Source organism: Actinoallomurus iriomotensis (genome assembly GCF_030269445.1).
In the GTDB taxonomy this organism is placed as follows: Bacteria; Actinomycetota; Actinomycetes; order Streptosporangiales; family Streptosporangiaceae; genus Actinoallomurus; species Actinoallomurus iriomotensis.
On the sequence record NZ_BSTJ01000012.1, the window covers coordinates 24,528 to 43,482 of the forward strand.

The window sequence follows — 18,955 nt, forward strand, 5'->3', positions numbered from 1 at the left end:
GAGACGGGTTCCGTCCGGTCAGCGTGCGCGCGGTCGCCCGGGGAGCGGCAGGCGGACGCGGGGCAGGAGCGGGGCCGGGGAGCGGTGCCGCCAGGCGGAGCGGGTGACCCCGGAGCCGTAGGCCAGGTCCTCGACGAGCCGGAGGACCGTGTAGCGGACCGGGTCGAGATCGGGACGGTGCCGGATCCATTCGAGCGCTATCGGGGCGAGCATGGCGCTGGCGGCGGCCCGGGCAGCGCCGCCGCGCCCGGCCGCGGCCAGGCAGACGAGTCCGAGGGGCCACCACTCGCGGCGCAGCGCGTGGCCGACGGCGGCCGCGTCCGCCACCGTGCCCTGGCCGACGATCGCCGCGCTCAGCGTCCAGCGCCCGGACGTCCCGGCGAGGCGACGGGCGAGCAGGGCGGTGGCGGTGGCCGCGCAGGCGGCGGCCGCGCGCGGGCGGCCGTAGGTCAGCAGGGTGAGCGTGGCGAGGTTCCACGCCGACGGGCGGGCGGGGGTGAGCCGCCCGGGGTGGCGTTCGGCCAGCGCCGAGGCCGACGTGCCGTACTCGTGGCGGCGCCGGGCCCAGGCCGCCGCCGTCACGCGGGGAGTGTGCGCCACCCGTGCCTCCGGCTGGTACCGCACGTGCCGGTCGCGGTCGGCGAGCCGCCAGACGAAGTCGACGTCCTCGCCCAGCCGCATCTCCTCGTCGAAGAGCAGCTCCCGGGCCGTGGACGCGCGTACGACGAGCGTCGCGGTCGGCACGAAGCCGAGCCTCGCCCCGGGACGGACCAGCGCCGGCCGGGTGCCCATGTCGAGCGCGGACCGGGCGGCCTCGTACCGCGCCAGCAGGTGGGAGCCATCGGCGTCCGGGACGACGCGCGGGGCCACGGCGGCGACCTTCGGATCGTCGAAGTACGGCAGGAGCACGTCCAGCCAGCCGTCCTCGGGCCGGCAGTCGGAGTCCACGAACGCCACGAACGGCGTGCCGGCCAGCCGCAGCCCGGTGTTGCGCGCGGCGGCGGGCCCCCGGTTGCGCGGGTGCCGTACCAGGCGGGCGCCGTGCGCGGCGGCCAGCCGCCGCAGCGGCTCGGGGTCCGGCGAGCCGTCGTCCACGACGATCACCGGGACGCCCTGGACGGCCGCGAGGCAGCGGGCCAGCTCGGCGGCGCGCCCGTACGCGGGCACGACGACCGTCACGTCATGCGGTCCGGGCCTCGGCGGCCGTACGGGGTGGGCGAGGCCGTGGTCGAGCAGCCGCCGGGCCAGCGCCCGCCCGACCGGGGACGTGGCGGCGTGACCGCGTTCGCCCGCTCGCCGGAGCTCCGCGAGGTGCGGCCGCGCGGCCGCACCGAGACGGACCACCTTCCACGGCGCGCCGCCCGTGAGGACGCGGCCGCCCGACCAGAAGGACGTGCCGCGGTCGAGCGCGACCCGGAACCCCGGCGGGAGTTCGTGCTGTTCGGGGGACACGGCCGATCAGCGATCCGGGTCGAGGAGGCGACCACGGGAGTCGGCGAGGCCCGCGCCGACGCGGCGGACGACGGCCGTCGTCATGGCCCGCACGATCTGCCGGCCCTGCTCGGCCGACGCCCCGGCCGGATCGCCGAGGACGCCGGACGGGGAGACGGCGCGGACGCCGTGGGCGACCAGGTCCGGCATCAGCTCCGCCAGCGGGCGGGTGTCGCCCGCGACCGCGTTCGGCCGGACGACCAGGTCGGGCGCCAGGTGGAGCATCACGGAGGTCTCGGTGAGTCCGGCGTGAGCGTCACCGTACGGGACACCGCAGCCGGTCCAGGCGACGTCGTGTCCTTCGGCGCGCAGCCGGCCGACGGCGGCGTCGAGCGCGGCGGTGTTGCCGCCGTGGCCGTTGACGAGGACCACGCGTCCCGCCCACAGCGCCAGGGAGCGGACGGTCTCGACGAGCACGGCGCGCAGCGCGTCGTGTCCGATCGAGACCGTGCCGGGAAAGTCCGCGTGCTCGCCGCTCGCCCCGTACGCGATCGCGGGCGCCACCAGCGGCGGGCCCGCCGGCGTGGCGGGGAGGGCGCCGGCCGAGCGTTCGGCGACCGCCCGGGCGATCACGGTGTCGGTGGACAGGGGCAGGTGCGGCCCGTGCTGCTCGGTCGAGCCGACCGGAACCAGGACGAGCGCGCCCGCTGGGACGGACGGCCAGACGGCGTCCGCCAGATCGCGGCCGACGGGATCCTCTCCGGGCACGTCAGTGCCCCGAGCCGCCGAGAGTGAGGCGGAAGCCGGGCGGGACGACGAGGTCATCCGGGCACAGCTCACGGACGCCGGCGCGGCCGAGGCCCAGGACCGCGGAGTCGAGCCCGCCGCGCAGGATGTCCAGGACGTTCTCGACGCCGGCCTGCCCGTTGGCGGCCAGGCCCCACAGGTAGGCGCGGCCGATCAGCACGGCCCGCGCGCCCAGGGCGAGGGCCTTGGCGACGTCCCCGCCGCGCCGTACGCCGCCGTCGAGGAGGACCTCGATCTGGTCGCCGACCGCCTCGACGATGGAGGGGAGCACCCGGATCGTGGCGGGCGTGGTGTCCAGGTTGTTCCCGCCGTGGTTGGAGACGGACAGAGCGGTGACTCCCGCGTCGACGGCCTTCTTCGCGTCGTCCACACGGGTGACGCCCTTGAGCAGGAAGGGCCCGTCCCACTGCTTACGGAGCCACGCCACGTCGTCCCAGGTGGGCGGCGGGGTCCGCAGCCACTCGCCGTACGCCCCGAAGAACGTGGGGGCCGGTCCGCCCGGAGGCCGCAGGTTGGGCACGGTGAGGTCGGGGACGCGGCCGGTCCGGGCGAACGCCCACAGCCAGGCGGGGTGCGGCAGGACGCCGGGCGCCAGCCGCGCCATCGTCCGGAGATCGATCCTCTCGGGGATGGCGGGGCTGCCCCAGTCGCGGCCGTTGGAGAAGGACCAGTCCAGCGTCGCGATGAGCGCCTTGGCGCCGGCCGTACGGGCGCGGTCCATGCGCTGCACCATCGCGTCGCGCTCGCCGGTCCAGTACATCTGGTAGAAGGTTTTCGGGTTGGCCGCGACGACCTCTTCCACGGGCTTGCTCGCGAACGAGCTCAGCCCCATGATCACGCCCCGGTTGGCCGCCGCGCGCGCCACGGCCACCTCGCCGTCGGGGTGGACGGCCTGCACTCCCGTGGGGGAGATGAGCACGGGGAACGACGTCTCCACGCCCATCACCGTGGTGGACAGATCACGGTCCGCGTGGTGACCGGCGACGCGGGGGGCGAAGCCGAGTTCGGCGAAGGCCCCGACGTTGTCCTCGACCGTCCGGCCGCGCTCGGACCCGGCGACCAGCGCTCCGTAGACCACGGAGGGAAGCCGTCTCCTGGCCCGGCGCTGGGCCTCCGCGACGGTCTCGAACCAGGGGTTCCTGCGCATGTGGTGTTCTCCTCAGTGGATCCGCAGGCCGGCGAGGGGGTCCTCGGCGCACGCGCTCACCGGGGGACGGCGGGTGAGCGGCACCAGGACCGGCCCGACGCGGGGAGCGGTGCGGTGGGAGTGGTCGGCCGAGGGCCGGGGCACGCCGGTGCGGTCCTCCGGCCGCCCGGCCAGCAACTCCTCGCCGTGTCCCTGGACGCACTCGGGGTCGGGGCCGTCCAGGGGCAGGCCCGTGAAGAACTTGGCGGCCATGCAACCGCCCTTGCACGTGTCGTAGAAGGCGCAGGAGGCGCAGGCGCCGCCGCTCTGCGGGCCGCGCAGGCGGCGGAACAGCTCGGACTCGCGCCAGACCCCCGCGAACCCGCCGGGCCGGCGCACGTTCCCGGCGAGGAACTCCTCGTGGATCGCGAACGGGCAGGCGTACACGTCACCGACCGGATCGATGAGGCACACCACCCGCCCCGCCCCGCACAGGTTGAGGCCGGGCAGCGCCCGGCCGTAGGCGGACAGGTGGAAGAAGGAGTCTCCGGTCAGCACGGAGTCGCCGTGCGCGACCAGCCAGTCGTACAGCTCGCGCTGCTGCTCGCGGGTGGGACGCAGTTCGTCCCACACGTCGGCGCCCCGCCCGGAGGGGCGCAGCCGGGTCAGGCGGAGCTGGGCGCCGTACGTGTCGGCGAGCGCCTTGAACGCCGCCAGCTGCGGGATGTTGTGCCGGGTGCACACGACCGAGAGCTTGAAGTTCGTCATGCCGGCGTCCGCGAGGTTCCGCATCGCGCGCACGGCGGTGTCGTACGAACCGGGGCCGCGCAGCGCGTCGTTGACCTCGGCGGTCGCGCCGTCGAGGGAGATCTGCACGTCGACGTAGTCGTTCGCGGCCAGCCGGCGCGCGACCTCGGGAGTGATCCGTACCCCGTTGGTGGAGAACTTGACGCCCACATGGTGCGCGGTGGCGTGGTCCAGGAGCTCGAAGAAGTCGGCGCGGACGGTCGGCTCGCCACCGCCGATGTTGACGTAGAAGACCTGCATCGCCTCGAGCTCGTCGATGACGGCTTTGGCCTCGGCGGTGCTCAGCTCGCGCGGGTCGCGGCGGCCGGAGCTGGACAGGCAGTGCGCGCAGGCGAGGTTGCAGGCGTAGGTGAGCTCCCAGGTCAGACAGATCGGCGCGTCGAGTCCGCGCTCGAACAGGTCGGTCAGCCGCGTGCCGTTCGTATCGACGGTCATGGGTGCCTCTCGACGATCATGGACGAGCGGGCCAGGACGGCGAGGGCCGCGCCGTACCGGGGCAGGTCCGCTGCCGGGACGCCGGCCGCCGTGCACGCGTCCCGCGCGGTGGGCGCGTCGCCGAGGGCCCGCAGGACCGCCAGCAGCCGGCGGTCCTTCAGGAACGAGAGCTTGCGGGTCCCGAAGTGGTAGAGGAGCGCGCCGAAGGGTTCCGGCCGCACCGAGACCTGCGGGTGCAGGTCCCAGGTGCGGTCGAGGTCGATGCCGGACATGGGCGCGCTAGTAGACGCCGCACATGCCGTCGATCGAGACCTCCTCGATCAGCGCGTCGGCGGCGAGCTCGTCACCGGAGGTCTGGGGGGTACCGCTCCCGGCGGTCTCGGAGGTGGAGTCCTCGTTCATCGGAAATCTCCTCTCGGCGAGAACATGAGCGATACTAAGTGCATCGAGTGCCAAAAGAAAGGCTCCGAACGGATGGGCCCAGTGCCACCTGCGTGTTCTCGCCCCCGTAGCCGATGAGACGCCCCGACGTCCTCATCGTCGGCGCGGGCGGCAGCGGAGCGGCCCTGGCGGCCCGGCTGAGCGCGGATCCGGGCCGTACGGTCCTGGTCCTGGAGGCCGGACCGGTTCCGTGGTTCCCGCCCGGGTTCCCGCCGGAGCTGCGGGACGCGCGCCTCGTCCCCGGCGCGTGGCCGGACGCCCCCACGGTCCGGGCCTATCCCGTCCGCCTCACTCCGGACCTGCCCTACACGGCCGTCCGGGGGCGGGTCCTGGGCGGCTCGACCACGGTCAACGGCGGATACTTCATCCGGGCGCGGCGCGAGGACTTCGACCGCTGGTCCGCCCAGGCGGGCGACGCCCTCTGGGCGTACGAGCGGGCGCTGCCGTTCCTGCGCGCGCTGGAGACCGACCTGGACTTCGGGGCGACCCCCGTCCACGGCGGCCACGGGCCGGTCCCGGTCGGCCGTACCGGCCTGGGGCACCCCGCCGCCGAGGCGTTCCGGGCCGCCGCACGGGAGCTGGGGCACCCGGACGAGCCCGACAAGAACGCCCAGGGCGTGCCCGGCGTCGGCCCGGTACCGACGAACACGGCCGGCGGAGAGCGGATCAACACCGGCACCGCCTACCTGCTGGGCGCGCTGGGACGTCCGAACCTCACCGTGCTGGGCGACTGCTTCGTACGGTCGGTGGCCGTCGAGCGCGGCCGCGCAACCGGAGTCGTGGCCGACCGGAACGGGCGGCGGACCGTGCTGGAGGCCGGCGAGATCGTGCTCTGCGCCGGTTCCTTCGCCTCACCCCACCTGCTGCACCTGTCCGGAATCGGACCCGCGAAGGTCCTGGCGTGCGCCGGCGTCCCCGTGGTCGAGGACCTGCCCGCCGTCGGCGCCGCGCTCAGCGACCATCCCCAGGTGGTGCTGGAGTGGACGCCCCGGCGGCCGGTGGCCGAACCGGCCGGCTCCTGGCTCGGCGGCGCCCTGCACCTGTCCTCATCCGGCGGAGACCACCCCGGAGACCTGGAGATCCTTCAGTCGCTGGTGCCGATGGCCGGGCTGGTCGGCGGCCGGACGGCCGTCCCCGGACAGCCCCTCGCGCTTCTCACCTCGGTCCAGACTCCCCGGACGAGCGGCCGGCTGCGTACGGTGTCGGCCGACCCGCGGGTGCCGCCGCGCATCGACTACGGATACCTGGAGACGGCCGATGACCGGCGCCGGCTGCGCGAGGCGGTACGCGCGGCGGCCGCCCTGCTGTCCACCAGCGCCTTCGGCGAGGTCTCCGCCGGCGTCGTGGAACCCGCGTCCCTGGATGACGACGGCCTCCTCGACCGCTGGATCCGGTCCCGCCTCGGCACGTCCCAGCACACCTGCGGCACCGTACCGATGGGCCGGTCCGGCGACCCGTCCGCCGCCGTCGACGGCCACGGCCGGGTCTACGGTGTGAGCGGGCTCCGCGTCGCCGACACCTCGATCCTGCCGGCCGCGCCGCTGCGCGGCCCCGCCGCCACCGCGGTGCTCATCGGCGAGCTCATCGCGCACGCCATGTGCACGGTCCGCTGAGAGGAGACGTCAGGGACCTGCCATCGCGTGGGTCTCCAGGAGGCCGCCGCCCACACGCCGGATCGCCTCGTCGAGCAGGACGGACAGGTCGGCGTCCTCGCCGCAGAACAGCCACTGCTCATAGGCGGCGATCGAGGCCGCGAGGAAGACGTGACCGGCGAGCCGGGGAAGCATCGCGGACTTCGGCAGGCCCGTGCGCTCCGCCACGAACTCCGTGACCACCTCGCGCCATGACGCGTAGCGCAGGGTCGAGTCGGCCTGGAGGGTCGGCACCCGCAGGATGAGCTCCATGCGCTGCCGGTGCCAGGGCACGTCCCGGACGTCGAACCGGTTGAACTCCACCACGGCCGCGCGTACGGCGTCGAGCGCCGGCAGGCGCGGATCGACGTCGCGCAGGAGCCCCCGGAGCTTCTCCAGGTGGTCCTCGAAGTCGCCCCACACGAGATCGTTCTTCGAGGCGAAGTAACGGAAGAACGTCCGCCGCCCGATGCCGGCCGCCGCGGCGATGTCGTCGACCGTGGTCTCCTCGAACCCGCGCCGGGCGAACAGGTCGAAGGCCAGCCGTTCGAGGGCGGCCCGCGAGGTCACACGCGGCCTGCCCATGATGGGCCGGGCGGCGTGGCTCTCGCTCTCAGTGGTCACGACACCAGGTTGCCATGATCCCGGTCGGCCCCGGACGGTGCCCGGAGGTGACGGACGCGGTACGCGGCGTCAGCCCGTCTTCCAGGGGCCGAGCTTGTCGGGGTTGAGCACCGCCCAGAGGTGCTTGATCCGGTCGCCGGCGATGTCGAACGCGAACACCGCCAAGGTGACGCCGTCCTGCTGGGCCACCAGACCGGGCTGGCCGTTGACCGTGCGCTCCAGCATCGTCAGGCCGTCCGCCCTGTCAGCGAGATCGGCCAGGTAGTGCGCGATCCGTTCGCCGCCCTCGACCGGGTGCGGCGCGGCGTTGACGAGGCCACCGCCGTCGCCGGTCGCCGTCGCGGCGGGGTCCAGGAGGCCGATGAGGGCGTGGACGTCCTTGGCCTCCCACGCCCGCTTGAACTCCCGGACGATGCCGGCGCGGCGAGCGGCCGGAGCCGCGGCCCCCTCCGACGCGCGGACGCGGCGCCGGGCCGATGAGGCCAGCTGACGGCACGCCGCCGGGGTACGGCCGACGATCTCGGCCACTTCGGTGAACGGATAGCGGAAGACGTCGTGCAGGATGAACGCGACGCGCTCGGCCGGGGTCATCGATTCGAGCACGACCAGGAAGGCCATGCCGACCGACTCGTCGAGAGTGACCCGGTCGGCCGGATCGGCGCCCGCCCGCCCGCCGGCCCACTCCGTACGATCCGGCAGCGGTTCGGGGATCCACTCGCCCACGTACCTCTCCCGCCGGGCCCGTGCCGAGCCGAGCAGGTCGAGGCAGATCCGGCCGGCCACCTTCGTCAGCCAGGCGCCGGGGGACTCGATGGCCTCCTGCTGCCGCCGGGACATGGCGTACCAGCGGGCGTACGTCTCCTGCACCACGTCCTCGGCGTCGGCCAGGGAGCCGAGGAGCCGGTACGCGAGATTGATTAGCTGACGCCGCTCGCTCATGATCGCGTCGAGGCTCGGATCGAGCCGGCCGCCCTCCGGCTCGGTTCGGTCGCTCATGCCGCCCCCCTTGGTCTCGTTCGCCCTCATCATCTCGACGAGACGGCGTGCCGAAGTGTGAGGCCGCACCTCACATTTCGAGGGGCCGTGTCGTCGGACCGCTGAGACGGACACCGACGAGACGGGAAAGCCAGATGAACATGTTCTTGTGGATCGTGCAGGCGGTCCTGGCCGCCGCATTCGCCATGTCCGGCCTGACGAAGGTCGCTCTGCCCAGGGCCCGGCTGACCGCCCTGTACCCGTGGGTGCCGGACTTCACCATGGCGACGGTGCGGTTCATCGGCGTGATGGCCCTGCTCGGCGCGATCGGGCTGATCGCGCCGGCCGCCGCCGGCATCGCACCCGTCCTGACGCCGATCGCCGCGACCGGACTGGCCGTCCTGATGGTCCTGGCGGCGGCCACGGTGCACATCCCGCGCAGGGAGCCGTCCGCCGTGGTGGTCAACACCGTCCTGTTCGTGCTCGCCGCGCTCGTCGCCTGGGGCCGCTTCGGCCCCTACGGCTGGTGACCGCGTCGGCGGCACGACGTTCCGAGCAGCACACCCCCCGTTGAGGAGAGACCGATGAGTGACATCCAGACCATCGCCGACCGGTTCGAGATCCAGGCGCTGCCCGGCGAGTTCGCCGACGCCGGAATGACGCGCGACTACGACCGCTTCGCGGCCCTGTTCACCGAGGACGGGGTGTGGCGGATCCCCGACGCCGGCGTCCATCTCGTCGGCCGGGAGCAGATCCGGGCCGGGATCGAGCGGCTGCAGGGCGCCTGGGACTTCTTCGTGCAGAACGTGCACCCGGGCACGGTCCGGCTCGACGGCGACACCGCGGCCGGCCGGGCCTACATCTCCGAGCTCGGCCGTCTGCGCAGCGGTGACTCGCACATCAACTACTCGCTGTACCACGACCGTTACCGGCGCACTCCGGGCGGCTGGAGGTTCGCCGAGCGCGTCTATGAGGTCCGATACGTCGACACGTCCCCGTTGCCGGGCTCGGCCCCTCACGCCGCGGAGGCCTCCGAGGCGTGACGCCCCGCGTTCTCTTCACCGCATCTATTGATCTATGGCACCGAGTGCCGTTACCGTCCCCGACATAAGGCACTCGGTGCCGCAACGGCTCCGAGCGGACGTAGCCAGGTGCCTGCGGCGAGGGAGCGGACGATGGGTCGAGTCGAGGGCAAGGTCGCGTTCATCACGGGCGCCGCGCGCGGCCAGGGCCGCAGCCACGCCATCCGCCTCGCGGAGGAAGGCGCCGACATCATGGCGATCGACCTCTGCGGCCCGGTGCCCAACCTCGGATATCCGCACGCGACGCCGGAGGACCTCGCCGAAACGGTCAAGCAGGTCGAGGCGCTCGGCCGCGGGATCGTCTCGGCCGAGGCGGACATCCGCGACGCGGACGCGCTCAGGCGGGCCGTCGACGACGGCGTGGCCCGGTTCGGCCGCCTCGACGTCGTGGTCGCCAATGCCGGGATCTGCATCCCGCGTGCCTGGGACGACGTCACGCCGGAGATCTGGCGCGACACCATCGACATCAACCTGACCGGCACCTGGAACACCGTGCGGGCCACCGCCCCGCGCCTGGTCGAGGCGGGCGGCGGCTCCATCATCCTGACCAGTTCGGCGGCGGGGCTGAAGGGCCTACCCTTCCTGACGCCGTACGTGGCGAGCAAGCACGGCGTCACGGGTCTCGCGCGGGCGTTCGCCCACGAGCTCGCGCGGCACCACATCCGCGTCAACAGCGTCCACCCGACCGGGGTCGACACGCCGATGGGGACGATGGGGGCCGCCGGCATGGGCGACATGATCGCGGACAACCCGCGCATCGGCGGGATGCTGACGAACAGCCTGCCGATCGACGTCACCAGCGCCACCGACATCAGCAACGCCGTGCTGTTCCTGGCCTCCGACGAGTCCCGCCACGTCACGGCGCTGGCGATGACGGTGGACGCCGGCAACACCCAGTACTGAAGCCGAGGACCCGAACCGCAACACCGCGAAGGGAGTCACGGAATGGCCGGACGGGTGGCAGGCAAGGTCGCGTTCATCACCGGCGCGGCGCGCGGGCAGGGCCGCAGTCACGCGGTCCGCCTGGCGCAGGAGGGCGCCGACATCATCGCCGTCGACGTCGCCGAGGCGATCGAGGGCGTCGAGTACCCGGGCGCCTCCGAAGAGGACCTGGCCGAGACCGTGAAGCAGGTGGAGGATCTCGGCCGCCGCATCGTCGCGGCCAAGGCCGACGTCCGCGACCACGACGCCCTGAAGAAGGCGCTCGACGAGGGCGTCGCTGAGTTCGGGCACGTCGACATCGTGTCGGCCAACGCCGGCATCTTCATCTTCGGCGACGAGACCCACCTGGTGAGTGAACAGGCCTGGCGGAACGTCACCGACATCAACCTGACCGGCGTGTGGCACACCTGCAAGGTCGCGGTCCCGCACCTCATCGAGCAGGGCACCGGCGGGTCGATCGTCCTCACCAGCTCCACCGCCGGCCACAAGGGCCTGACGAACTGCGCGGCCTACACGGCGAGCAAGCACGCGGTGGTCGGGCTCATGCGCACGATGGCCAACGAACTGGCGCCGCACCGGATCAGGGTCAACACCGTGCACCCGACGAGCGTCGCCACGGACATGGCGCTCAACGACGCCACCTACAAGTTGTTCCGCCCCGACCTGGAACACCCGACGCGGGACGACGCGGTCGACGCGTTCCAGGCCATCAACGCGCTGCCGCTCCCGTGGGTCGAACCGATCGACATCAGCAACGCCGTGCTGTTCCTCGCCTCCGACGAGGCGCGGTACGTCACGGGCACCGAGCTGAAGGTCGACGCCGGCTGCACGGTGAAGTAGGGGCCCGCGTCACCGCTCGCGAGATGGCGCAGGGCGGTCTCGGAGGTAAAGTAGCAGGTCAATCCCGCTTTTATGCATTGATCACTGCATGTCCGGCCGAGGGGGGCGTCGGTGGGCAGACCGAAACCAGGCATGGGAAACGATCATGATTCGACGCGGGGAGTGACTGAGCAGTCGCTCCTTGAACCTTCTTCTCGTAGCAACCCCGAGCTGGACGCGCTGTTCGACCAGTCACCGATCGCCATGGTCTTCCTCGACCGCGAACTGCGCGCCAGGCGCGCCAATGCGGCGTTCCGCCGGCTGATCGGCCTCCCGGACGAGGAGATCATCGGCCGCCGGCCCTCGGAGGCCGACGGCCTGTCGATCAGGTACTGGGCGACCACTCGGCCAATACACTGGCGGACTTCGGACGGTACGGCCTGGGACGAGCGCACTGTCGCCGAGCAGGTGATAGGCAGAGGCGTTCCCGTGGTCAACATGCACGTGGAGTGGACCAGGGCGGGCAAGCGCCAGGTCCTCTCCTGGTCGGGGTACCGGGTGACAGAGAACGGCCGGGTGCTCGGGGCCCTGCTCTGCTTCATCGACTTCACCGACCATGCGCAGACGATCACGCAGGCTCATGCCCGGCTCGACCTGCTCGAGCGGGCCGGCAGCCAGGTCGGGGCCACGCTCGATATTCACCACACCGCCCGGGAACTCGCCGACCTGGCCGTGCCCGAACTCGCCGACCGCATCTCCGTCGACCTGCTCGACCAGGTTCTCCAGGGGGAGACGCTTCCCCGTGCCGGCTCGGGCGCCCTGCGGTTCCGCCGGGTGGCTCTGCGTGACACCGTGACCAGCACCAAGATCAGGTACGAGGTGGACGATCTGATCACCCTGCCGGTCACAAGCCCACACGCGGTGGCGCTCCTGCAGGGAAGACCCTTCCTGGCGCGGAACCCGGCCGAGGTGGGCGGGCAGTTCTCCGACACACCCGATGTGGCAGAAGCCTTCTTCGCCCGGGGAGTGCATACGATCATGGTGATGCCGCTGGTCGCCCGGGGCGTCACCTTGGGGGTGGCCTCGTTCTCCCGGGCCGAACACCCGGAGCCGTACGGCGAGGCCGATGTGCGGCTGGTCGGCGACCTGGCCTCACGCGCGGCGGTGTGCATCGACAACGCCCGCCTGTACACCCGCGAGCACAACATGGCGGTCACCCTCCAGCGCAGCCTGCTGCCCCAGCGCATCCCGCAGATGCCCGGGCTGCGGATCGCCCACCGCTACGAGCCCGCCACCCAGACCGCGGAGGTGGGCGGCGACTGGTTCGACGTCATCCCGCTGGACACGGGGCAGGTCGCGCTGGTCATCGGCGACGTCACCGGCCACGGCATCCACGCCGCAGCGCTCATGGGCCAGCTCCGCACCACTACCGCGGCCCTGGCCCGCCTCGGGTGCCCGCCGGAGGAAATCATGCGCCGGCTCAGCGACGTGGTCGCCGAGCACGACGACGAGATCGGCGCCACCTGCCTGTACGCCCTGTACGACCCGGAATCCCGGCGTTGCCGCTTCACCAGCGCCGGGCACCTCCCGCCCGCACTCCGCCACCCCGGCGGCAGCGTGGAATTCATCGATGTACCGGGCGGGATGATGCTCGGCGTCGGTCCAAGCCGTTACCCGGCCACCGACACAGAACTCCCCGAAGACGGTGTGCTGGCCCTTTACACCGACGGGCTCGTCGAACACCCCGGCCAGGACATCGGCACCGGCATGTCCGACCTGGCCCGCACCCTGACCGCCGGTTCCGCACGATCGCTGGACCGGCTGTGCGACAGCGTCCTGGCCGACCTCGGAGCCGACGCCCGGGATGACATCGCCCTGCTGCTCGCTCGCACCACCGCCGGGACGGCCCGCTGATGTGATCCAGCACGAGATCCTCTTCGAACTGGAGGGCCGGCCCCTTCGGAACCTCTTCGCCACGGCACGTCGAGTAGACGTTCCCGGCCGAGCCCGCCGCGAAGCACAGATGCCGGTCGGCGGAGGCCGACCGGCACCTTGAGCTGAGGCGTGCCGCCGTCAGGGGATGTAGACGCCGTTGAACCACTGTCCGCGGGCGTCGTCGGTGTACACGTCGACGTTGAAGTTGTAGTTCCCGTGCCTGCCCTGCCACAGGTAGCCGGGCAGGCCCGAGGACGCGTTGGCGTCGCAGATCACGTCGTCGGTGCAGATCTCCAGTACGGGAATGTCGCCGAAGTAGTCGTCGGCGCCGGCGAGCGGGGCACCGACGACGGGGGCGACGGCCGGGTGGGCCGCGGCTCCGGCGGAGCCCGGGCCCGCGGGGCGCTTGGGGTCGGCGAGCAGGATCGCGTTCACGTTGCCGATCGTCTGCCAGTTCTCGGTGACCCAGGTGTGGACGACCGCGGCGCCGAGGGAGTACCCGACCGCCTTGACGTGCTGGCCCGGGCACTGGCCGCGCTGGTCGCGGATCAGCCGGTTCAGCTCGTTGACGCCCTGACGGTCGGCCGCTCCGACGGGCACCGCCGGGTACCCGACACGCTGGCTGATGTTGCCGGAGTAGATGGTGCTGTTGAGGTCACCGGTGCCGCCGACCACGATCGTGTAGGTGCCCTCACATGAGGCCGCCTGCGCGGCGGGCGCCCCCAGCAGGGTGACTCCCGCCAGCGCGACGGCGCCGGCCAGCAGGGCGGAGAACTTGCGCATTCAAACCTCCCGTTTGCGACGGTCCGATGCGCGGCTTCCGCGACCGGCTCTTCGATACGCGCGGGAGACGCTAATCACCTCCGATGACATACCGATGACACGCCCATCAATCGGGTGGTCAAGTGAATGGTGAGGGAAACGGCCTTTCCCGGTCAGCCGTCCGGGTTACCGGACCGTAATCGGCGGCCTAGGATGCTGTCGCGATTTCCCGCGAAGGGGCGTCGACCCGGCGATCGAGGTGGCGATGGGCAGGCGAGAGGCCCCGGTTCCCGAAGGGCCGTTGCGGGAATTCGCGGTGAAACTCCGGGAGCTGCGAGTCAACGCGCCGGGAACGCCGACCTACCGTGAGCTCGCGCGCAGGGCGCACTACTCCTCATCCGTCCTGTCGGTGGCCGCGTCGGGGCAGCGGCTGCCGACCTGGGAGGTCACCAGCGCCTTCGTGACGGCGTGCGAGGGCGACCTCGACGAGTGGCGTGAGCGCTGGTCGAGCCTGCGAGCCGAACTCCGGGCCGCGCATCCGGACCTGCTCCATGAGCCCGGCGCTCCCGCCCCGGACCCCGGCTCCGCCGCCGTCTCCGCGGCGGTCGCCGAGGAGGTGCCCGAGGCGGAGACACCGCCGGTGCCGGTCACGCCGCTGACCCGGTCCGACGCGGCGAAGGTCGGGCCGTTCCGGTTGCTCGGGCGCCTGGGCGGCGGTTCGATGGGCCAGGTCTACCTGGCGGTGTCGAGGTCCGGCCGTCCGGTGGCGGTGAAGGTCGTGCGTCCCCACCTGGCCGAGGATCCGCACTTCCGGCGGCGGTTCGCGGCCGAGGTCGCCGCCGTGCGCCGGGTCGACAGCCCGTACACCCCGGCCGTCATCGACGCCGACCCGGAGGCGGAGCCGCCCTGGATGGCGACCGCCTACATCGCCGGTCCCTCACTCGGCGACGCCGTGGACGCCGACGGGCCACTGCCGCCGGACGCGGTGCTGAGGCTGGCCGCGGGCATCGCCGAGGCGCTCGCCGACATCCACGCCGCCGGCGTGCTCCACCGCGATCTCAAGCCGGCCAACGTGCTGCTGGAGGCCACCGGCCCCAAGGTCATCGACTTCGGGGTGGCCCAGGCGCACGACGGCAGCCGCATGACCCAGACCGGTGCCAGCGTGGGCACGGTGCCGTTCATGGCGCCCGAGCAGGCCGGCGGCGGCGAGGTCACCGCGGCCTCCGACGTCTTCGCGCTCGGCTCGCTCCTCGCCTACGCCGCCACCGGTGTCCTGCCCTTCGGCGACGGTACGACCGGCGAGGTGCTGTACCGGATCATCCACACCGAGCCCGATCCGGCCGCGCTCGACTGCCACGACGACGAGCTTCGCGCGCTCATCACCCGATGCCTGGACAAGGACCCCGCCCGGCGGCCCACGCCGGCGCAGATCGTCGAGACCTGCGCCGACCGGCCGCTCCGCGTGGACTGGGGCTCTCTGGCCACCTCGGCGCAGCGTTCCGTCGACGACATCTCCGGGCTGCTCGCGCGGGCCGCGAACCGCCGCACCACGACCGTACGCCTCGGCGCCGGGGCGGTCGCGGCCGTCGTCCTGGTCGCCGCCGGGGTCGTGGTCGCGCTGACCGCCGGGCACCCGTCCGGAGCGGACGGCCGGGCCGGCGGCGCGAGCCCGGCGAGCACGCCCGTCGCGTGGACCGCGCGGTCCGGGCCCTCCTGCTCGACGGCCAAGGCGGCGATGGACACCAGCGGCTCCTGGGAGCCGCTGGCGGGCAGCGGCACCGGCGGCTGCGGCGACGCCCTGATCCACCGGACGACCGACAGCGGTGACGGGGCGAACTGGGCCTTCTATCCCGGTGTCGGCAAGACCTGTACGTTCCGCATCGACATCCCCGCGTCGGACGTCATCACCGCCACCAACGTCATCTATCAGGCGTGGGACACCCTTCCGGGAAAGCACACTCCCGAACACCGTATCGGCGGCAATGTCCGGACCGACCAGCGGGCCAATCGCGGCCGGGCGATGACCCTCTCGTTCGGCCCGACCAAGACCGGCACCATCGACCTGCAGATCTACGACGACTACGCCGAGCACAAGATCGAGGCCGCCGGCACGGTCACGGCCACCTGCCGCTGAGCTCGGCATTTCGTTGTTCGGTTGTTCGGCCTTTGTACGGCGGACAATCCTTTCGCCTGGTGACCGGCTATTTCACCTATATCTGGGTTCCTCCCACCCGATCCATCCGGAGGTAGCCCATGTGCAGGAAATCCTCGCTGCCACGCGCCGTGGCCTCGGCCCTGGTGGCGCTGGCGGTGGTGGCCGCGGTCGTCGCCGGCGTCGTCACACGGCCGGCGCGGGCGACCGCGCCGCCGCATGATCCCCTTCTGGGCGTCAACATGTCCTTCTACGGCGCGAACGACGCCCTGGTCACCCAGACCGGCACCCGGGAGCTGTTCCGCTCGTGGGGTGTGCCGTTCGTACGGGTGCCGCTGCGGGACCACTTCGACGACGCCGGTAAGACGCCCGTCGGCGACGACCTGCTCATGTCCGCGATGCGGGCGGTCAAGAACGTGGGCGCCACGCCCCTGCTGATCATCCGGGGCCCGGGCGAGGGCGGTACGGCGGAGGAGACGAAGGCCGCCGACCTCCACCTGCTCAAGCTGGTCCACCAGGTGTTCGGCGAAGATCCCGCCTACCTGGAGTTCGGGAACGAGCCGGACCGCGCGGATGTGTCGGCCGCCGACTACACGGCCGCCTGGAACGCGGTGGTGCCGGCGCTGAAGGCCGCCTACCCGAACGACAGGTACGTCGGGCCGGTCGCGTCCCGCGCGGACCACGAGTTCGCGGACTACGTGGCCGACTTCGCGGCCGGCGCGAAGCCCGCGCCGGACTACCTGTCGTGGCACGAGTACGTCTGCGGAGCGTCGACCGACGGCGGCTGGAAGAACACGTGCGTCAGTCACCTCGCCAACTGGCAGAACCACGTGAAGGCCATCGAGGACAAGGTCCAGGCCAAGCTCGGCAGAACGCTGCCGTACTTCATCTCGGAGTGGAACGCCGACCCGGAGGCCGGCAGCCCCGTCTACGATGACGCCAACGCCGGCTACCTGGCCGCGTGGACGTCGAAGGCGATCGCGCAGCTCCGCGCGCTCACCCCCGCGCCGGCCGGTGCGATGATCTACACGGCCACCGACCACCAGAACTTCGGCCTGGTCACCGGCGTCGACACCGTCACGGCCCAGGGCAAGGCGTTCCACGCCGCGCTGACCGGTGACTCAGTGAGCACGCCCGACTCTCCGGACTCTCCGGACTCTCCAGAGTCGCCGGGTACGCAGGACGCGTCGGCGTCACCGGTGTCACCGGCGTCACCGGACACGCAGAACTCGCCGAAGACGCCGGGCTCGGACGCGTCGGGGGACCAGTACTACGTCGCGACGGACGGCGACGACAAGACCGGTGACGGGTCGCAGGCCCACCCGTGGGCGACGATCCAGCACGCCGCCGAGCAGGTGAAGGTGGCGAGCGGCGGCGCGACGGTGCACGTGGCGGACGGAACCTACAAGGACGCCGTGGAGAACAAGACGAGCGGACACGCCGGTGGTCATCTGACGTTCGTCGCCGACCACCGCTGGAAGGCGAAGATCGCGCCGACCTCGTCCGCCATCCCGTTCGAGAACCGGGGCGACTACGTCCGCATCGAGGGCTTCGACGTCACCAGCGCGGGCGGCGCCTGGAGCGGGATCCTGACGTGGGGCGCGCACAACATCGTCCAGGGCAACCATGTGCACGACATCAGGACCGATATCGGCTCCGGCGACTGCACCGGCAGCCCGGGCGGGGACGGGATCGGCGACGACGGGTCGTCGTCGGACAACGCGTTCGTCGGCAACCAGGTCGACCACATCGGCCCGTACCCGCGCGAGTGCGAGTACATCCACGGCATCTACCCGTCCGGCGCGAACGACATCATCCAGGACAACGTCACCTACAACAGCTCCGGCAGCGGCATCCGGTTCAACCACAACGCGACCGGCGCCACCATCACCAACAACCTCTCGTTCGCCAACGCCGACCACGGGATCTTCATCAGCGGCGGCGTCGACGCGACCGCCGACAAGTTCGTGATCAGCAACAACATCGTGCTGGACAACGCGATGTTCGGCATCAACGTCCGCAGTGACGCGAACGGCGCGAACAACGAGTTCCACGACAACCTGCTCTGGGGCAACAAGAAGGGGACGTACGGGAAGGACAGCAGCGAGGAGCTCACGCCGCCGAACAGCTCCGGCACGCTCAGCGAGGACCCCAAGCTGGTGGACTACCGCGACGACGGCACGGGCGACTACCACCTGACGGCGTCCAGCCCCTGCGTCGACGCGGGCACCGACTCCGGCGCGCCGGACGCCGACTACGACGGCGTCTCCCGGCCGCAGGGGCACGCCGACGACATCGGCCCGTACGAGCTCAGCGCCGGTACCGGATCCAAGCAGGAGACGACCACGTAACCCGGGCCTGCCGGCCGAGGCGGACCGCGCCTCGGCCGGCGCTCGATTAGCATCCGCATAGCGGGTAGTCGGTTATATATGTTGCAAAACGGTCAGAAGGATTTCGCCGGCACGCTGATCGAGCCACAGGGCGTCAACGCGGGCGACGCCATCGACGCCGAGCACGCGCTGGTGCCGCAGGGGAATCCCCGTCCAGACCCACCGACGCCGCCCTCGCCGAGTGAGCTGCTCCCCGACGAGATGGTCGGTCTGCCTGAGCAGATACCCGGATACCCGGGGCAGCAGCGCTCCGTCGAGACGAGCTGAACGCCTCGCGTGAGACGCGAGCGGCCGGCGTTCTCCGGCCAAGGGCCGGGTAGGGCTCCGCTTGCTGGCATCGCACCCGGACGTCGCCGGCCTCGCAGAGAAGGTGTTCGGCCTTCCCGGGCTGCGCCCTGCGCAGCGAGAGGCCGCCGAGACACTGGTCGCGGACCGGGACGCCCTCCTGGGTTACAAGGACGGCCGGCTCACCGTCGTCTTCGACGACGTCGGCTACAAGGAGCTCCTGGAGGACACCGTGGCCGGCGAAGGACTGCTACGCCCGGTACGGGACTGACCTCGTGACCAGGCCGGCTCGGGCTCGTTTCGCGTCCCCG

At 72.1% G+C, this 18,955-nt stretch carries 19 protein-coding genes; 10 read left to right on the top strand and 9 right to left on the bottom strand.

Translation table 11 applies throughout. The features are described from left to right. Positions 1 to 18: 18 nt before the first annotated feature. Genes mftF through mftA form a run of 6 tightly spaced genes read right to left on the bottom strand, consistent with a single transcriptional unit; the run spans position 19 to position 5,008 of the window. Positions 19 to 1,452 carry a mycofactocin biosynthesis glycosyltransferase MftF gene (gene mftF, locus QSK37_RS38935; protein WP_285631216.1) on the bottom strand — a complete coding sequence of 478 codons (1,434 nt, stop codon included), beginning with the start codon at positions 1,450 to 1,452 and terminating at the stop codon, positions 19 to 21. A gap of 6 nt (positions 1,453 to 1,458) precedes the next feature. Next, positions 1,459 to 2,199: a mycofactocin biosynthesis peptidyl-dipeptidase MftE gene (gene mftE, locus QSK37_RS38940; protein WP_285631222.1), complete on the bottom strand. Its 741-nt coding sequence runs from the start codon at positions 2,197 to 2,199 to the stop codon at positions 1,459 to 1,461. Between the two features lies 1 nt (position 2,200). Next, positions 2,201 to 3,385, bottom strand: a complete 1,185-nt coding sequence (gene mftD / locus QSK37_RS38945) for a pre-mycofactocin synthase MftD (protein WP_285631226.1) — start codon at positions 3,383 to 3,385, stop codon at positions 2,201 to 2,203. 12 nt (positions 3,386 to 3,397) lie between these two features. Next, entirely contained in the window at positions 3,398 to 4,606 is a 1,209-nt protein-coding gene (mftC, locus tag QSK37_RS38950) for a mycofactocin radical SAM maturase (RefSeq protein WP_285631229.1), read from the bottom strand. Further along, complete coding sequence (gene mftB / locus QSK37_RS38955; protein WP_285631232.1) at positions 4,603 to 4,878, bottom strand: mycofactocin biosynthesis chaperone MftB; 276 nt, start codon at positions 4,876 to 4,878, stop codon at positions 4,603 to 4,605. Before mftB ends, mftC begins: the two co-directional genes overlap by 4 nt. A 7-nt stretch (positions 4,879 to 4,885) precedes the next feature. Next, positions 4,886 to 5,008 (bottom strand): mycofactocin precursor MftA, encoded by a 123-nt coding sequence (gene mftA / locus QSK37_RS38960; protein ID WP_285577974.1) that lies wholly within the window; start codon positions 5,006 to 5,008, stop codon positions 4,886 to 4,888. 113 nt (positions 5,009 to 5,121) lie between these two features. On the opposite strand from mftA, the gene mftG reads away from it, so the two are divergent. Continuing rightward, positions 5,122 to 6,660 (top strand): mycofactocin dehydrogenase MftG, encoded by a 1,539-nt coding sequence (gene mftG / locus QSK37_RS38965; protein ID WP_285631236.1) that lies wholly within the window; start codon positions 5,122 to 5,124, stop codon positions 6,658 to 6,660. Between the two features lie 9 nt (positions 6,661 to 6,669). Here mftG and mftR read toward each other — a convergent pair whose 3' ends face one another. Both mftR and sigJ read right to left on the bottom strand, forming a co-directional pair. Beyond that, on the bottom strand, positions 6,670 to 7,302 hold the full coding sequence (gene mftR / locus QSK37_RS38970) for a mycofactocin system transcriptional regulator MftR (RefSeq protein WP_285577977.1): 633 nt from the start codon (positions 7,300 to 7,302) through the stop codon (positions 6,670 to 6,672). A gap of 69 nt (positions 7,303 to 7,371) precedes the next feature. Then, positions 7,372 to 8,298, bottom strand: coding sequence for an RNA polymerase sigma factor SigJ (sigJ, locus tag QSK37_RS38975; protein WP_285631239.1), 927 nt, complete (start codon positions 8,296 to 8,298; stop codon positions 7,372 to 7,374). A gap of 134 nt (positions 8,299 to 8,432) precedes the next feature. Here sigJ and QSK37_RS38980 point away from each other — a divergent pair, with 134 nt between their 5' ends. From QSK37_RS38980 to QSK37_RS39000, 5 genes are all read left to right on the top strand, one after another. Beyond that, positions 8,433 to 8,807 carry a DoxX family protein gene (locus tag QSK37_RS38980; RefSeq protein WP_285631242.1) on the top strand — a complete coding sequence of 125 codons (375 nt, stop codon included), beginning with the start codon at positions 8,433 to 8,435 and terminating at the stop codon, positions 8,805 to 8,807. 54 nt (positions 8,808 to 8,861) lie between these two features. Then, the gene (locus QSK37_RS38985; protein ID WP_285631245.1) at positions 8,862 to 9,320 is read left to right on the top strand and encodes a nuclear transport factor 2 family protein; all 459 of its coding nucleotides are present in this window, start codon (positions 8,862 to 8,864) and stop codon (positions 9,318 to 9,320) included. Between the two features lie 132 nt (positions 9,321 to 9,452). Beyond that, positions 9,453 to 10,262, top strand: coding sequence for a mycofactocin-coupled SDR family oxidoreductase (locus tag QSK37_RS38990; RefSeq protein ID WP_285631248.1), 810 nt, complete (start codon positions 9,453 to 9,455; stop codon positions 10,260 to 10,262). 42 nt (positions 10,263 to 10,304) lie between these two features. After that, on the top strand, positions 10,305 to 11,141 hold the full coding sequence (locus QSK37_RS38995; RefSeq protein WP_285631252.1) for a mycofactocin-coupled SDR family oxidoreductase: 837 nt from the start codon (positions 10,305 to 10,307) through the stop codon (positions 11,139 to 11,141). Between the two features lie 162 nt (positions 11,142 to 11,303). Continuing rightward, positions 11,304 to 13,034: a PP2C family protein-serine/threonine phosphatase gene (locus tag QSK37_RS39000; protein ID WP_285631255.1), complete on the top strand. Its 1,731-nt coding sequence runs from the start codon at positions 11,304 to 11,306 to the stop codon at positions 13,032 to 13,034. Positions 13,035 to 13,193: 159 nt separating this feature from the next. On the opposite strand, the gene QSK37_RS39005 is transcribed toward QSK37_RS39000, so the two are convergent. Further along, on the bottom strand, positions 13,194 to 13,838 hold the full coding sequence (locus QSK37_RS39005) for a cutinase family protein (protein ID WP_285631258.1): 645 nt from the start codon (positions 13,836 to 13,838) through the stop codon (positions 13,194 to 13,196). A gap of 244 nt (positions 13,839 to 14,082) precedes the next feature. On the opposite strand from QSK37_RS39005, the gene QSK37_RS39010 reads away from it, so the two are divergent. The 4 genes from QSK37_RS39010 to QSK37_RS39025 all read left to right on the top strand — a co-directional run bounded on the left by QSK37_RS39010 (position 14,083) and on the right by QSK37_RS39025 (position 18,915). Further along, positions 14,083 to 15,951 carry a serine/threonine-protein kinase gene (locus tag QSK37_RS39010; protein ID WP_285631261.1) on the top strand — a complete coding sequence of 623 codons (1,869 nt, stop codon included), beginning with the start codon at positions 14,083 to 14,085 and terminating at the stop codon, positions 15,949 to 15,951. A gap of 119 nt (positions 15,952 to 16,070) precedes the next feature. Further along, entirely contained in the window at positions 16,071 to 18,320 is a 2,250-nt protein-coding gene (locus QSK37_RS39015) for a right-handed parallel beta-helix repeat-containing protein (protein ID WP_285631264.1), read from the top strand. 78 nt (positions 18,321 to 18,398) lie between these two features. Then, positions 18,399 to 18,626 carry a hypothetical protein gene (locus QSK37_RS39020; RefSeq protein ID WP_285631267.1) on the top strand — a complete coding sequence of 76 codons (228 nt, stop codon included), beginning with the start codon at positions 18,399 to 18,401 and terminating at the stop codon, positions 18,624 to 18,626. Between the two features lie 61 nt (positions 18,627 to 18,687). Then, positions 18,688 to 18,915, top strand: a complete 228-nt coding sequence (locus QSK37_RS39025) for a hypothetical protein (protein ID WP_285631270.1) — start codon at positions 18,688 to 18,690, stop codon at positions 18,913 to 18,915. Positions 18,916 to 18,955: the final 40 nt, after the last annotated feature.